Origin of the sequence: Nocardioides sp. BP30 (genome assembly GCF_029873215.1) — a bacterium.
Taxonomy (GTDB): Bacteria; Actinomycetota; Actinomycetes; order Propionibacteriales; family Nocardioidaceae; genus Nocardioides.
Map to the genome: position 1 here is coordinate 796,699 of NZ_CP123620.1, position 14,072 is coordinate 810,770.

Genomic DNA, 14,072 nt, shown 5'->3' on the forward strand with positions numbered 1-14,072 from the left:
ACCTCGACCCCGGTCGCTGGGCGGCCGGGGTCGAGAGGTGGTGGGGGCGCTACTTACCGCCGAGCACGGTGTCCAGCAGGCCACCGAGCAGGTTGCCCAGGCCGGCGATGATGCCGGTGACAGCCTTCTGGGCCTCCGGCAGCGTCTTGCCGGTGAGCTGGTTGACGCAGGCGGTCAGGGCCTTCGGCACGGAGGTGGCCGGGTCGGCGATGCCGTCCTTGACCAGCGCCTGGGTGCAGACCTGCGTCAACTGCGTGGCCGAGGCGAGAGCGTCCTGGACCGGCTTGGTCACCGCTGTCACCTGCGGCACCGGCACCGACGGCTTGCTGGTCGGCTTGGGGGAGGTCGACGGATCGCTCTTGGGCGTGGCGCTCGCCGTCGCCGTTGGCGCCGGTGTGCTGGTGGCGGTGCTCGTCGGGTGGGACCGGGTGCCGGTCGCCTTGTGGTGCTTCTTCGTGGCCGAGGAGGTGCCGAGGTAGGTGGAGGGCGTCAGGTACGCCGCCGGAACGGTGTAGTTCGGCACCGAGGAGTAGTCACCTGCCGTGTACGCCGAGGCGACGCCGAGGACCGTGTCGACGTACGACTGGCTGTGGTTGTAGCGGAAGACGGCCGTCCGCTGACCGGCCGTCGTGCCGAGGTCCTCCTCGCCGGAGCACAGGTACACCGCGGCGGCGAGCGCGGCGTCGTTGATGTCCTGCGGGTCGCGCTTGCCGTCGCCGTCGGCGTCCACGCCCACCACCGACCAGGTCGAGGGGATGAACTGCATCGGGCCGACCGCCCGGTCGTAGCTGGTGTCGCCGTCGAACTGGCCGCCGTCGGTGTCGGCGATCGCCGTCGTGCCACCGGCGCCGTCGAGCACGGGGCCGAAGATCCCCGGGGTGGCGATGCCCTGGGCGTTGAGGGTGTTGCCACCGGAGCGGCCGTGGTTGGACTCGACCCGGCCGATCGCGGCGACCAGCTGCCAGCTCAGGTTGCAGGTCGGGTCGGCCTTGTCGATGACGGTGGCGGCGCGCTGGTAGGCGGCGAGGGCAGCGGCGGGGATGCCCGAGCTGTCGGCGGTGGAGACGATCTGGGCGCCTCGGCCGGCGGAGAGATCGGCGCCGGTGGTGGGATCGCTCACCGTCGCCGGTGCGTCGATCGCCTTGGTCGGCACGACGGTCCCGTCCGGAAGCGTCGACGGCCTCGTGCCGGTCGCCTCCGCGGATCCGGCGCCGAGGCCGGTCAGGCTGATGGTCCATGCGGCCGACAGCGCGGCCAACGGCACGAGTGCGGCGGCCTTCTGGGCCTTGCCGAAACGAGCGGTCATCCTTCTTCTCCCCTGGTCCATCGCACAGCATCGTGCGACTGCGTGCTCCCTCACGTGACCTGACAACGAGGTTACCCGCGAGGAAGTTACGCTCGTCACGTTTCCCAGCAACGCCCCGGCTCAACCATCGCGCCGCCGCCGTTCGCTGCCTGAATGCCGCCGGGGCCGGTTGGGATCCTCTTAGGGTGCTGAGCGACAATGACGCGGTGCCCTATGATCCGCCCGGCTCCGTGCCCGCTTCGGAGGCTCTCTTCGCGCGTGCGAAGGCCGTGACGCCCGGCGGGGTCAACTCGCCGGTGCGCGCCTTCAACGCCGTCGGCGGCACCCCCCGCTTCATCCGCTCGGCCGAGGGCGCGTGGCTCACCGACGTCGACGGCCGCTCCTACGTCGATCTCATCTGCAGCTGGGGGCCGATGCTGCTCGGGCACGCCCACCCCGAGGTCCTCGCCGCGGTGAGCGCAGCCGTCGCCCGCGGCACCTCCTACGGCACCCCGACCGAACCCGAGGTCGAGCTGGCCGAGATGCTGGTCGACCGCGCGCCGGTGGAGGAGGTCCGGTTCGTCTCCTCGGGCACCGAGGCCACCATGTCGGCCATCCGCCTGGCCCGCGGCTTCACCGGCCGCGACGTGGTGATCAAGTTCGCCGGGTGCTACCACGGCCACGTCGACGCGCTGCTCGCCAGCGCCGGCAGCGGCCTGGCGACCTTCGCCGTACCGGGGACGCCGGGCGTGCCCGCGAGCAGCACCGAACTGACGGTGGTGCTGCCCTACAACGACCGCGCGGCGGTGACCGAGGCGTTCGCCGAGTACGGCGGCCGGATCGCCTGTCTGATCACCGAGGCGAGCCCGGGCAACATGGGCGTCGTCCCGCCGCTGCCGGGCTTCAACGCCTTCCTGTCGCAGATCTGCGCCGCGCACGGCGCGCTGTTCATCAGCGACGAGGTGATGACCGGCTTCCGCGCCTCGCGGGAGGGCCACTGGGGCCTGGACGGGAAGGTGGAGGGCTGGACGCCCGACCTGGTCACCTTCGGCAAGGTCATGGGTGGCGGCTTCCCGGCGGCTGCCTTCGGCGGTCGGGCCGAGATCATGCGGCGGCTCAGCCCGGAGGGGCCCGTCTACCAGGCGGGCACGCTCGCCGGGAACCCGGTGGCCACCACCGCCGGCCTGGCCACGCTGCGACTGGCCACCGACGAGGTCTACGCCCACATCGCCGCCGCTGCCGAGACGGTCAAGGGAGCCGTCGCCGACGCCTTCGACGCCGCGGGCCTGCCCCACGTCGTGCAGAGCGCCGGCACGATGTTCTCGGTCTTCCTGACCGGGGAGCCGGTGACCGACTTCGAGAGCGCCAAGCGCACCGACGAGCGGGCGTACGCAGCGCTGTTCCACAGCATGCTCGAGCAGGGCGTCTACCTGCCGCCGAGCGCGTACGAGGCGTGGTTCCTCTCCTCGGCGCACGACGAGCGGGCGATCCAGCAGATCATCGACGCGCTGCCGGCGGCCGCCCGGGCCGCTGTCGCGGCGTCCGAGGGGGAGAAGAAGTGACCGAGACGATCGTCCACCTGCTGCGTCACGGCGAGGTGCACAACCCCGAGGGCGTCCTCTACGGCCGGCGCGACGGCTTCCACCTCTCCGACCGCGGCGCCAAGATGGCCGACCGGGTCGCCGAGGTCATCGGCGGGCGCGACATCACCCACATCGTCTCCAGTCCGCTGGAGCGCGCCCAGGAGACCGCCCGGCCGCTGGCGAAGGCCCGCGGCGTCGAGGTCACCCTCGACAGCCGGGTGATCGAGAGCGCGAACTGGTTCGAGGGCAAGACCTTCGCCGTCGGGGACAACGCACTGCGGCACCCCTCGTCCTGGGTCAAGCTGTGGAACCCGTGGAAGCCGTCGTGGGGCGAGCCCTACAAGGAGATCGTCGCGCGGATGATGGCGGCCGTCCACGACGCCCGGGTGGCCGCGGTCGGTCACGAGGCAGTGGTGGTCTCCCACCAGCTGCCGATCTGGACCACCCGCCTGGCCGCCGAGAAGCGCAGCTTCCTGCACGATCCGCGCAAGCGGCAGTGCACCCTGTGCTCCCTGACCTCGTTCCACTTCGTCGATGACCGGCTGGACCGCATCTCCTACAGCGAGCCGGCCGGCGACATGATCCCGGAGAAGGACCGACGAGCGCCGTTCTCGGCCGGTGATGCTCCGGAGGAGCTGCGGCCCTGATCATGTCCCGTCTCGTGCGCCGCGCGCCTCGCGTCCTCGCCCTCGCCGTCCTGGCCGTCCTCGTCCCGCTCCTGGCGGCATGCGGCATGTCCGGCACCAGCACCGGTGGCTACCTGGTCGGCGACGGCCAGGTGCAGGCGGTGCACACGGCCGACCGGGGCAAGCCGGTCGACCTCTCCGGTACGACGCTGGACGGCAAGCCGCTCGACTTCGCCACCGACCGCGGCAAGGTGGTGGTGGTGAACACCTGGTGGTCCGGTTGCGGGCCGTGCAGCACCGAGATGCCGATGCTGCAACAGGCATCCCAGGATCTCGGCACGAGCGCGACGTTCGTCGGCATCAACATCCGGGACAGCTCGGCCGCCAACGGGCTGGCCTTCCAGCGTGCCCACGGCGTGACCTACCCCTCGCTCTACTCGCCCGACGGCAAGGCGGTGCTGGCCTTCTCCTCGAAGTTCTCCCCGCGCACCATCCCCTCGACGGCAGTGCTGGACACCGAGGGCCGGGTGGCGGCCATCATCCGCGGCCAGATCCCCTCCAAGCTCACCCTGACCGAGACCGTGCAGTGCGTGAGCGATCCGGGTGGTCAGGGGTGCAAGGGCTTTGAGTAGCTGGTTCTCCCAGACCGCCGGCTCCGGATCCCTGGTGCTGGCGATCCCGGTCGCGATCCTGGCCGGGCTGGCCTCGTTCCTCTCGCCGTGCGTCCTGCCGATGCTGCCCGGCTACCTCTCCTACGCCACCGGCCTGTCCGGGTCCGAGCTCGCCGAGGGCGACGTACGCCGCAGCCGGATGCTGCTGGGCTCGGTGCTGTTCGTGCTCGGCTTCTCCATCATCTTCGTCGCGCTGGGTGTGGCCGCCGGCAGCATCGGGTTCTGGTACGCCGAGCACCGGGTCCTGGTCAACCGCGTCCTGGGGGTCTTCACCATCGCGATGGGGCTCGCCTTCCTCGGCGTGGTGCCGTGGTTGCAGCGCGACCTGCGGGTGCACAAGGTGCCGGCCGTCGGCCTCCTCGCGGCGCCGCTCCTCGGCTTCCTCTTCGGCCTGGGCTGGGCGCCCTGCGTGGGTCCGACGCTCGGTGTCATCTACGGGCTCGCCGCCACGTCCGGTACGGCGACGCGCGGCGGCGTGCTGCTGGCGTTCTACTCGCTGGGCCTCGGGGTTCCGTTCGTCGCCTTCGCGGTGCTGTGGCGGCGCGCGCTCGGGACGCTCAAGGTCATCCGCCGCCACCAGCGCTGGGTCACCCGGATCGGCGGCGTGATGCTCATCGTGGTCGGGCTCGCGCTGCTGACCGGCTGGTGGCAGTACTCGCTGGACTGGCTGCAGATCCATCTCGTCGACCACTGGGCCGGGGTGACCCTGTGAGTGACCTGAAGGAGCCGACCGAGAGCAGGGCGGCCAGGGCCGAGCGCGAGCGGCAGCACCCCTCGCCGATCCGCGAGCTGACCGCCCGCGAGCTGGCCCGCTGGTCCTGGCGCCAGCTGACCTCGATGCGCACCGCGCTCATCCTGCTGCTGCTGCTGGCGCTGGCGGCCGTCCCGGGCTCGCTGATCCCGCAGGAGAACCTGGACTCGGTCAAGACCACCAACTGGCAGGCCGCGCACACCTCGCTGACGCCGATCTACCGCCGGCTCGGCCTCTTCGACGTCTACGGCACGCCGTGGTTCGCCGCGATCTACATCCTGCTGATGCTCTCGCTGATCGGCTGCATCGTGCCGCGGTTGGGCGTCTACTGGCGTGGGCTGCGCGCCCAGCCTCCGGCCGCGCCGCGCAACCTCGGCCGGATGCCGGACTCAGCGTCGTACACCACCAGCGAGAGCGCCGAGGAGGTGACCGCCCGTGCCCGGCAGGTGCTGCGCCGCAAGCGCTACCGGATCCGGCGCGAGCCGTCGGCCGACGGCGCCGTCTCGGCCGAGCGCGGCTACCTGCGCGAGGCGGGCAACCTGCTCTTCCACGTGTCGGTGATCGTGGTGCTCGTCGGGTTCGCGGTCGGGTCGCTGTTCGGGTACAAGGGCGGCGTCAACGTCCTGGTGGGCGACCAGTACGGCTTCTCCAACGAGCTGACCCAGTACGACGACTTCGCGCCGGGCAGCCTGTTCCGCCCCTCGATGCTGAACTACTTCGACCTGCACATCCACGACTTCGACGTCAGCTGGCTCAAGTCGGGGCCGCGCCAGGGGATGGCGAAGGGCTTCAAGTCCGACATCGAGTACCAGACCTCGGCCGACGGTGCGACCAAGAGCTACCGGCTCGAGGTCAACCACCCGCTCGACATCGGCGGCACCGAGGTCTTCCTCATCGGGCACGGCTACGCACCGGTCATCACCATCCGCGACGCGAAGGGCAACATCACCTACTCGGGGCCGCAGATCTTCCTGCCGGAGAACCAGAGCTTCCTCTCCTTCGGCGCGGTCAAGCCCCCGTCGGGCAACGTCGCGCTGGAGGGCCTGTTCTACCCTTCGGCGCTCTCCCTCTCCGACGGGTCGGTCACCAACATCACCGGCGACATCGGCGACAAGTCGGCGGCGGTGCTCTCCTTCCAGGTCTTCACCGGTGACGTCGCCGCCGCGAACGCCGGCCAGTCGGTCTACACGCTCAACACCACCGGGCTCAAGCAGGTGACGGCCGAGGGCGGCAAGGCCTTCAACCTGCACATCGGCCAGACGGCGAAGCTGCCCGACGGGCTGGGATCGGTGACGTTCGACGACGTCACCCGGTGGAACAAGCTCCAGATCAGTCAGACCCCGTTCAAGCACGTCGCCCTGGGCGGTGTCACGCTGGCCCTGATCGGCCTGCTGGGGTCGCTGTTCATCCGCCCCCGTCGGGTCTGGGTTCGCGCCCGGGAGACCGAGGGTGGCACTCTGGTCGAGGTGGCGGTCCTGGACCGCTCGGGCAACGACGAGGTCGGTGTCGTGGTCTCCGGTCTGGTGGCACAGCTGCAGGGCCGCGTTGAGGAGGAACAATCGTGAGTACGCACGCGTGGGAGCTGCTGAGCAACCGCGCCGTCGCCACGGCGGCGGTCGTCTACTTCCTGGCGTTGCTGAGCCACCTGGTCGAGTGGTCGGCGCTGGTCGGCCGGCGGCGTACGGCCGTCGAGGCGCCCGCGCTGGTCGGGGCGGGTGTCGGCGACGGCGGGTCGGAAGGCGGTCCCTCGGGTGGTGTCGCGGACGCAGGTACGCCGATGTCCGGCGCCGACCGCTCCGCGGACGAGGACCGCGAGGACCGGGTCGCCATGTTCGGCCGGCTGGGCTATCTGCTGACCTGCATCGCCGCAGCCGCGCACCTGACCGCCGTGATCAGTCGTGGCATGGCCGCACACCGGGTGCCGTGGGGCAACATGTACGAGTTCACCGTGGCCGGCACGTGCATCGTCGCCGTCGCCTACGTGCTGCTCTACGCCCGGCTCAAGCTGGCCTGGATGGCGCCGGTCGTGGTCGCCTTCGTGCTGGTGATCCTCATGGTCGGCGTGCTGGTGCTCTACACCCCGGTCGAGCCGCTGACCGAGGCGCTCAACTCCTACTGGCTGGTCATCCACGTCATCTCGGCCGCGCTGGCCACCGGCGCCTTCACCCTCGGCGGCATCGCATCGGGGATCTACCTGCTCAAGCGCCGCCGTCCCGAAGCCGAGAGCGGCTGGATGTCGCGGGTGCCCTCGCTGGCCTCGCTGGACCGGGTGGCCTACCGCATCCACGCCTTCGGGTTCGTGCTGTGGACCTTCGCCGTCCTGATCACCGGTCCGATCTGGGCCCACCAGGCCTGGGGCTCCTACTGGAACTGGGACCCCAAGGAGGTCTGGGCCTTCATCACCTGGGTCGTCTACGCCGGCTACCTGCACGCTCGCGCGACCGCGGGCTGGCGGGGTCGCAACGCCGCGATCCTCGCGCTGGTCGGCGTGGCGACGCTGTGGTTCAACTTCATCGGGATCAACTACTTCTCGACGACCTCGGAGCACTCGTATGCGTCGGCTCCGGCGACGGTTTTGACCCCTGGGGGTCAGAACCACACGCTGGGGGGCAATGCTTCGGGGCACAACGTGCGGCTCTGACCCCCAGGGGTCAGTTCCGTCTCAGGCCGCAAGCCCGGCCAGTACGGCGCGGATCCGCGCGGCCGTGCGCTCCGCCGTGGCCAGGTCCGCCCAGGTGAGCCGGAGGCAACGCCACCCGGTGGCGGCTCGGATCCGGTCCTCCCGCCGCTTCTCCCGCACCACGGCGTCGGCCGCTGACTCGCCCTCGCGCAGATGCTTGACGTACTTCTCCCGCCCGTCGATCTCCACGAACACACCGAACTGTCGCCAGGCGAAGTCGACCCGACCGAGGAACCGGCCGTTGTGGTCGCGGACCTCCACCTGAGGTTCGGGCAGCGGCACCCCGGTGCGCCAGCACAGGTGCACGAAGCGCGCTTCCGCCGGCGACTCGATCCGCCGGTCGGCGAGACGCAGGATGCGCCGCGTGCTGAGGGTGTCGGGCCACAGGGTGATGGATTGGTCGAGTCTCGCAAGCAACGCGTCGGCCGTCGTACGCCCCGAATGCAGCAGGAAGCAGATCGCCACCAGGGCGGCCTCGGGCTGGTCGAGCGTGGTGAGCTCGAGGGCAGTCCTGGTGGCTGACATGACGCGAAGTCCGTGCACGTCCATGACATCCTCGGGCAGGACGATGCCCCGGTGCTGCTGGACGCCTGACTCGTGCCGCCCGGCTTTGTGATCCTCGCGGGTCAGATGGGCTTCGGCGAGGTCGAAACCCCACACCGGCGCCTCGTGGAAGGGCAGCGCGGAGACGTGCGAGATGACGCTCCGCGTGCGAGCGCTGCCGAGGGCGGCTCTCGCGAGGAGCGCGTGCTTGGCTGCCTGGTCCAGGCTGAGCCACACGTGACCGTCGACGTACGCGCCATGGCGGATGCGGTGGAGGACGCCTGCCTTGACCGCCATCCGGAGGGTGCTGTCGGTGTACCCGTCGGCCAGGAGATCGCGGCGACGCCGGATCGTGGTGAAGCAAGGGTGCTCAGGGGAGAGATTCATGGTCATGCCGGCGGCATGCCCCGCAGCTCGTGGTCTGGAACCAGGAGAGTTTGCCCTGTGGATAAGTCCGCGTGATCGGTTGTGACCCCCAGGGGTCAGAACCGCACGTTGTGCCCCGAAGCTTTGCCCGACAACGTGCGGTTTTGACCCTCAGGGGTCAAAACCGACCCCCGAAGGCCCGCGAGGATCAGTCGTCCCCGTGCAGCCGCCGTCGGTCCAGCTCCTGCAGGAACTCCTCGTCGTCGTCCGGTGCGAAGGGCCGGCTCTCGCGCTGCAGCCGCCGGGCGGCCGCGCGCAGCCGACCGGTCGGGCTCGCGTACCTCCATACGAGGTAGGACGGGCCCGCGGCTAGCAGGACTACCAGCCAAAACCAGAGCACGGTTCGAGTTTAGGTCGCCGGTGCGCTCCTCCGTACCCTTGAGTGGTGAAGGAGTTCGTCGTCTACACCGTCTTGCGTCTCGTCGTGCTGGTGGCCACGTTCGCCATCGTCGCCGGCATCTGGATCCTCGCCGCGGGCAACCTCGACTGGTTCTGGTGCCTCGTGATCGCGTTCCTGGCCAGCGGGGTGGCGTCGTACACCGTTCTCAACCGCCAGCGGATGGCCTTCGCGGCCCGCGTCGACGCGCGTGCCCACAAGGCAGCGGCGGCGTTCGAGGCGATGAAGGCCAAGGAGGACGCGAAGGGCGAGTGAGCCGCCGCCCCGCACGTCCCGGGCAGGCCCGGGAGGGCTCCCGCTCAGGCCAGGATCAGCGGTACGGCGACGAGCAGCGCCCAGACCAGCTCGGCGCGACCCGTCTGCTGCAGCGCCGGGATGAGCGCCGGCCCCACCGCCCCGCTGCGCACGATGCGCACGCCCGGCAGCGCGACGGCCAGGAAGCCGAGCCCGATCAGCGCCCACCAGGTCGTCGCAGCGGCGACGGCCACCGCGGCGGCGGCCGCGACAGCGACCAGCGCGACGTAGAGGACGCGGGTGCGGGCATCGCCCAGGCGCACCGCGAGGGTCAGCTTGCGGGCGATCCGGTCGGTGGGGATGTCGCGCAGGTTGTTGGCGACCAGGAGCGCGCACGCCAGCCCGCCCACGCCGATGGCCGCCCAGAGCGCTGCCCACTCCCAGGTCCGGCTCTGCACGTAGACAGTGCCGATCACCGCTACCAGGCCGAAGAAGACGAAGACCATCACCTCGCCGAGACCCGCGTAGCCGTAGGGCCGCTTGCCGCCGGTGTAGTACCACGCGGCCACCACGCACAGCACGCCGACGAGGAGCAGCCACCAGGCGGTGGCGGCCGCGAGGCCCAGGCCGGCGAGACCGGCGACGCCGAAGCAGGCGAAGGCGGCGAGCTTGACCGCCCGGGGCGAGGCCGCGCCCGAGCCGACCAGCCGCAGCGGTCCGACCCGCTCGTCGTCGGTGCCGCGGATGCCGTCGGAGTAGTCGTTGGCGTAGTTGACCCCGATCTGCAGCGCCAGGCTCACCACCAGCGCGAGCAGGGCGCGCCACCAGGAGAACGCGTCGACGTACGCCGCCACGCCGGTGCCGGCGAGCACCGGGCTGATCGCCGCGGGCAGGGTGCGGGGTCGGGCTCCTTCGAGCCACTGCGAAGGAGTCGCCACGAGCGCTCACTCTAGGTGGTGACGGTCGCCGGGGCCTGATCGAGGTAGCGCTCGGCCGCACGCGCCGCCGGCGCGATGAGCACCGCCGCCACGCCGATGATCGCCGCGATCACCAGCCAGCCGCTCGCGCCCCAGGTCATCGCCAGGTAGGTGTAGGCGGCCGGCGCCCAGACCGTGCCGACGGTGTTGCCGAGGTTCGCGACACCTTGGTACTCCCCGCGCTGGCGTGGGTCGGACAGCTCGGCCTGGATGCCCCACTGGCCCGCGGACTGGAACAGCTCGGCGCCGGTCACGGTGACGTGTCCCAGCCACACCAGCCCGATCGTCAGCCAGCCGGTGGTGTCGTGGGTGACCAGCACGATCACGCACGAGAGCACGAAGCAGAGCGCACCGCGGCGCTCGGCACGCACCGAGGTCCGTACGTCGGAGACGCCGCGGGCGGCGGCCACCTGCAGCAGCACCGCGAGCACGGTGTTGGTGCCGAACAGCCAGGCCAGCAGCACCCGCGGGGCGTCGGTCTCCTCGACCAGCCACAGCGGGATCACCACGTTGAGCAGCACCTGGTGGGTCGCCAGGACGCCGTCGAGGACGCAGGCGACCAGGAAGCCGCGGTTGCGCAGCGCGCCGCCGCCGACGAGCTCCTCGATGGCCGACTCGCCGCCGTGGTCGGCACGCTCCCGCACCCGTGGCAGCCGGGTCACCCACGCCGTGTTGGCGAGCAGGACCACAGCCGTGACGATCGGCACCGCCTCGATCAGGCGGTCGCTGTGCGCTGCCAGGGCCAGGCCGCCGGCGGCCGCGCCCAAGGTGTAGCCGACGTTGCGTGCGGCCCGCATGTAGGCCATCGATCGGATCCGCGTCTCGCGGGGGAAGACGGCGAAGCGGTAGGCGTTGCGGCCGGCGCGCATCCAGGTCTCGGCGAGCTCGAGCGCGGTGGTGACCACGACGTACGCCGCGAAGTCCCGCGCGGCCAGCCAGCAGGCGAAGAGCAGCGCCTCCAGCAGCGACCCGACGATCCAGGTCCGCCGGGTGCCGAAGGCGTCGGCGGCTCGCCCCAGCGGCACGGAGGCGAAGAAGGTGGCGATGCCGGCGATGGTCATGCCGAGCCCGACCTGGGCAGCCGAGAGTCCGACGATCTGGGTGAAGTAGACGGCGCTGCCGGCCAGGAAGGCGCCCTCGCCGAAGGCGGAGAGGACCGACTGGTAGGACATCGCTCGGATGAGCGGGTCGTCGGACAGGATCCGGCTCAACAGGCGTCGCACGGATAGAACTCTTTATCTCAAGTTTCTTGATGTCAAGATAAATTCGCCACCATCGTCTCGTCGGGGAAGTACTCCTCCGCGAACCGCTCGGCCCGGCGCACCGCCGGATGGGCCCCGGCAGCGGCCGCCACCACCATCAGCCCGATCACCATCCAGCCGACGTGTCGCCACTCCATCGCCAGCCACGTGTAGAGCGCGGGGGCGAACCGGCCGCCGAGCTGGCTGAGCAGGCCGCCGACCGACCCGTACTCGGCCCGCCGACGCGGATCCTGGAGCCTGGCCTGGAACATCCACCCCGCCGACCCGGTCGCCAGCTCGGCGCCAGTGACCGTGAGGTGACCGAGCCACACCAGCAGCGCCGTGACCAGACCGGTGGTCGAGTGGGTGACCATGGTGATGAGGCAGGACGCCATGAAGAACGCCGCCGACCAGCGCACCCGGCGCAGTGCGTCCTCGAGTGTCCGCACGCCGGCCGAGGTCAGCTGCGGCAGCACGATGCACAGCACGGTGTTGGTGCCGAACAGCCACGCCAGCAGCCAGTGCGGGGAGTCGGTCTCCTGGACCAGCCACAGCGGGATGAGGACGCTGAGCAGGGTCTGGTTGGTCCACAGGGAGCCCATGCAGAACTGCAGCGCGAGGTAGCCCCGGTTCGCCAGCGCCGGCGGTCCCTCGGGGCGCACCTTCGTCTCCTCCCGGCTGCGCAGGTCGCGCGGTGCTGCCGGCAGTCGGGTGACGAACAGCGCGTCCAGCCCGAACAGCGCCACCGTCGCGATCGGCAGCCAGCGCAGCACGGTGGTGTCGTCGAAGGCGAGGGCGACACCGCCGAGCAGGGCGCCGATGGTCGAGCCGACGTTCATCGCCGAGTAGATGTAGGCCTGGGTGGGGATGCGCTCGGCGGGGGGCACCACGTCGAGCACGTAGGCCTGTCGGCCGGCCTCGGCGGTGTTCTCCACGATCGAGTAGAGCGTGACCATCACGACGTACGCCGCGAAGCCGTCGATGAACGGCCACGCCGCGAAGGCGGCCGCGCACAGCGCGGCACCGAGCGCCCATGCCCGCTTCGGCCCGATCCGGTCGGCGAGCCGCCCGGTCGGGATGGCGGCGACGCCGGAGAGCACGCCGGCGATGCTGAGCCCGACACCGACCTGGATGATCGAGAGCCCCACGACCTGGGTGAAGAAGACGGCGCTGCCGGTGTTGAAGACGCCGTCACCGGTCTTGAGAAGCACCGACTGGAAGGCGAGCCGGCGGGTCAGCCCAGGGGGCGGCACCAGGCGTCCGAGAGCGCTCATGGGCGGATCGGATCAGTGCGCACCGACGGCCTCCGGGCCCGGGCCCACGCCCGGCTCGGGCCGGCGCTGGTCGGCCGGGAAGTGGCGGTGCGCGAACCGCTCGGCGGCCCGTGCCGAGGGATGCATCCCGACAGCGGCGAGCACCGCGATGAGCGCAATGACGAGCCACCCGACGTCGCCGTGCTCGATCGCCAGCCAGGTGTAGAGCGCCGGGGCCCACCACTGCCCGAGCGTGCGGGCGACCTCGCTGGCGCCGCCGTACTCGCCCCGGTGCAGCGGATCCATCAGCTTGGCCTGGAACGCCCAGGTGCTGGAGCCGATCGCGAGCTCGGCGCCGGTGACGGCGACGTGCCCCAGCCAGACCAGCAGCGCGGCCCAGAAGGCCGTCACCGAATGGGTGGCCATCGTGATGAGGCAGGAGAGCACGAAGAACCCGCTCGACCAGCGCACCCGGCGCAGCGCGTCGCCGATGCTCGCCACGCCGCGGGAGGTGAACTGCGGCAGGAAGATGCACAGCACCGTGTTGGTGCCGAAGAGCCACGCCAGGATCCAGTGCGGCGCATCGGTGCGCTGCACCAACCACAGCGGGATCACCACGTTGAGCAGGGTCTGGTTGGTCCACAGCACGCCGGTGAAGAACGAGGTCGCGAGCCAGCCGCCGTTGCGCAGTGCGCCGGGGGCCTGCGGCGTCCCGGCACTGATGGACGCGAGCGCCTCCGCGACCGGCTCCGCGACCGGCTCGGCGACCGGCGCGGCTCCCGGGTGCGAGGCGGCCGCGTCAGGCGGCGCGGGCAGGCGCAGGATCCGGACCGCGTTGACCAGACCGATCGCTGTGGTCAGCAGCGGCAGCCAACGGATCAGGGTGAGGTTGTCGAAGGCGAGCGCGATGCCGCCGATCACCGCACCGAGGGTGAAGCCGAGGTTGAGCGCGGAGTACAGGTGCGCCTGGGTCTCGACCCGCTCCCGCTCGGGCAGGACGTTGAGGACGTAGGCGTTGTAGCCGGCCTGCCCGATGTTGTTGACCACCTCGAAGACGATGCTCATCGCGACGTACTGCGAGAAGCCGTGCAGCCACGGCCAGACCGCGAACATCAGGGCGCCGAGGAACGCGCCCAGCGCCCACATCGGCTTGCTCCCGATCCGGTCGACCAGCTTGCCCAGCGGATAGGCGACCAGGAACGCCACCACGCCGGCGATCGTCATGCCCAGACCGACCTTCGCCGCCGAGAGCCCGACGACCTGGGTGAAGAAGACGGCACTGCCGGTGTTGAACGTGCCCGCACCCGTCGCGAACAGCAGCGACTGCATCGCGAGCCGGCGCGACAGCGGCGTCGGAGGGATCAGCCGCCCGAGGAAACCACCGAGACGGGAGGGCATGTGGGCC

At 71.0% G+C, this 14,072-nt stretch carries 14 protein-coding genes; 7 read left to right on the forward strand and 7 right to left on the reverse strand.

What is annotated here, in order from left to right; translation table 11 throughout:
- Nucleotides 1-49: 49 nt before the first annotated feature.
- Nucleotides 50-1,306, reverse strand: a complete 1,257-nt coding sequence (locus P5P86_RS03635) for a lytic transglycosylase domain-containing protein (RefSeq protein WP_280609925.1) — start codon at nt 1,304-1,306, stop codon at nt 50-52.
- 206 nt (nt 1,307-1,512) lie between these two features.
- On the opposite strand from P5P86_RS03635, the gene hemL reads away from it, so the two are divergent.
- From hemL to ccsB, 6 genes are read left to right on the forward strand one after another with little or no spacing between them, the layout of a single operon-like run.
- A complete protein-coding gene (gene hemL, locus P5P86_RS03640; RefSeq protein WP_280609926.1) occupies nt 1,513-2,847 on the forward strand; it encodes a glutamate-1-semialdehyde 2,1-aminomutase in 1,335 nt (444 codons plus the stop codon).
- The gene (locus P5P86_RS03645) at nt 2,844-3,515 is read left to right on the forward strand and encodes a histidine phosphatase family protein (RefSeq protein WP_280609927.1); all 672 of its coding nucleotides are present in this window, start codon (nt 2,844-2,846) and stop codon (nt 3,513-3,515) included. The genes hemL and P5P86_RS03645 overlap by 4 nt, the downstream gene beginning before the upstream one ends.
- Nucleotides 3,516-3,517: 2 nt before the next feature.
- On the forward strand, nt 3,518-4,126 hold the full coding sequence (locus tag P5P86_RS03650) for a TlpA disulfide reductase family protein (protein WP_280609928.1): 609 nt from the start codon (nt 3,518-3,520) through the stop codon (nt 4,124-4,126).
- Nucleotides 4,119-4,877, forward strand: coding sequence for a cytochrome c biogenesis CcdA family protein (locus P5P86_RS03655; protein ID WP_280609929.1), 759 nt, complete (start codon nt 4,119-4,121; stop codon nt 4,875-4,877). Before P5P86_RS03650 ends, P5P86_RS03655 begins: the two co-directional genes overlap by 8 nt.
- The gene (resB, locus tag P5P86_RS03660; RefSeq protein ID WP_280609930.1) at nt 4,874-6,481 is read left to right on the forward strand and encodes a cytochrome c biogenesis protein ResB; all 1,608 of its coding nucleotides are present in this window, start codon (nt 4,874-4,876) and stop codon (nt 6,479-6,481) included. Before P5P86_RS03655 ends, resB begins: the two co-directional genes overlap by 4 nt.
- Entirely contained in the window at nt 6,478-7,557 is a 1,080-nt protein-coding gene (gene ccsB, locus P5P86_RS03665; RefSeq protein WP_280609931.1) for a c-type cytochrome biogenesis protein CcsB, read from the forward strand. Before resB ends, ccsB begins: the two co-directional genes overlap by 4 nt.
- Nucleotides 7,558-7,578: 21 nt before the next feature.
- On the opposite strand, the gene P5P86_RS03670 is transcribed toward ccsB, so the two are convergent.
- Entirely contained in the window at nt 7,579-8,532 is a 954-nt protein-coding gene (locus P5P86_RS03670; RefSeq protein WP_280609932.1) for a type IV toxin-antitoxin system AbiEi family antitoxin domain-containing protein, read from the reverse strand.
- A 181-nt stretch (nt 8,533-8,713) separates the two neighbouring features.
- Nucleotides 8,714-8,905 carry a hypothetical protein gene (locus tag P5P86_RS03675; protein ID WP_280609933.1) on the reverse strand — a complete coding sequence of 64 codons (192 nt, stop codon included), beginning with the start codon at nt 8,903-8,905 and terminating at the stop codon, nt 8,714-8,716.
- 45 nt (nt 8,906-8,950) lie between these two features.
- Between P5P86_RS03675 and P5P86_RS03680 the strand changes: the two genes are divergently transcribed.
- Nucleotides 8,951-9,217: a DUF4229 domain-containing protein gene (locus P5P86_RS03680; protein ID WP_280609935.1), complete on the forward strand. Its 267-nt coding sequence runs from the start codon at nt 8,951-8,953 to the stop codon at nt 9,215-9,217.
- A 44-nt stretch (nt 9,218-9,261) separates the two neighbouring features.
- On the opposite strand, the gene P5P86_RS03685 is transcribed toward P5P86_RS03680, so the two are convergent.
- From P5P86_RS03685 to P5P86_RS03700, 4 genes are read right to left on the reverse strand one after another with little or no spacing between them, the layout of a single operon-like run.
- The gene (locus tag P5P86_RS03685; protein WP_280609936.1) at nt 9,262-10,134 is read right to left on the reverse strand and encodes a 1,4-dihydroxy-2-naphthoate polyprenyltransferase; all 873 of its coding nucleotides are present in this window, start codon (nt 10,132-10,134) and stop codon (nt 9,262-9,264) included.
- Nucleotides 10,135-10,145: 11 nt separating this feature from the next.
- Complete coding sequence (locus tag P5P86_RS03690; protein ID WP_280609937.1) at nt 10,146-11,396, reverse strand: MFS transporter; 1,251 nt, start codon at nt 11,394-11,396, stop codon at nt 10,146-10,148.
- 32 nt (nt 11,397-11,428) lie between these two features.
- Nucleotides 11,429-12,688, reverse strand: coding sequence for an MFS transporter (locus P5P86_RS03695; RefSeq protein WP_280609938.1), 1,260 nt, complete (start codon nt 12,686-12,688; stop codon nt 11,429-11,431).
- Nucleotides 12,689-12,700: 12 nt separating this feature from the next.
- On the reverse strand, nt 12,701-14,065 hold the full coding sequence (locus tag P5P86_RS03700; RefSeq protein WP_280609939.1) for an MFS transporter: 1,365 nt from the start codon (nt 14,063-14,065) through the stop codon (nt 12,701-12,703).
- Between the last annotated feature and the right edge of the window lie 7 nt (nt 14,066-14,072).

What these genes read in the sequence shown, in the direction of transcription:
- P5P86_RS03635 (WP_280609925.1), bottom strand. Translation starts at nt 1,306, where the DNA reads ATGACCGCTCGTTTCGGCAAGGCCCAGAAGGCCGCCGCACTCGTGCCG.
- P5P86_RS03650 (WP_280609928.1), top strand. Translation starts at nt 3,518, where the DNA reads ATGTCCCGTCTCGTGCGCCGCGCGCCTCGCGTCCTCGCCCTCGCCGTC.
- P5P86_RS03670 (WP_280609932.1), bottom strand. Translation starts at nt 8,532, where the DNA reads ATGACCATGAATCTCTCCCCTGAGCACCCTTGCTTCACCACGATCCGG.
- P5P86_RS03695 (WP_280609938.1), bottom strand. Translation starts at nt 12,688, where the DNA reads ATGAGCGCTCTCGGACGCCTGGTGCCGCCCCCTGGGCTGACCCGCCGG.
- P5P86_RS03700 (WP_280609939.1), bottom strand. Translation starts at nt 14,065, where the DNA reads ATGCCCTCCCGTCTCGGTGGTTTCCTCGGGCGGCTGATCCCTCCGACG.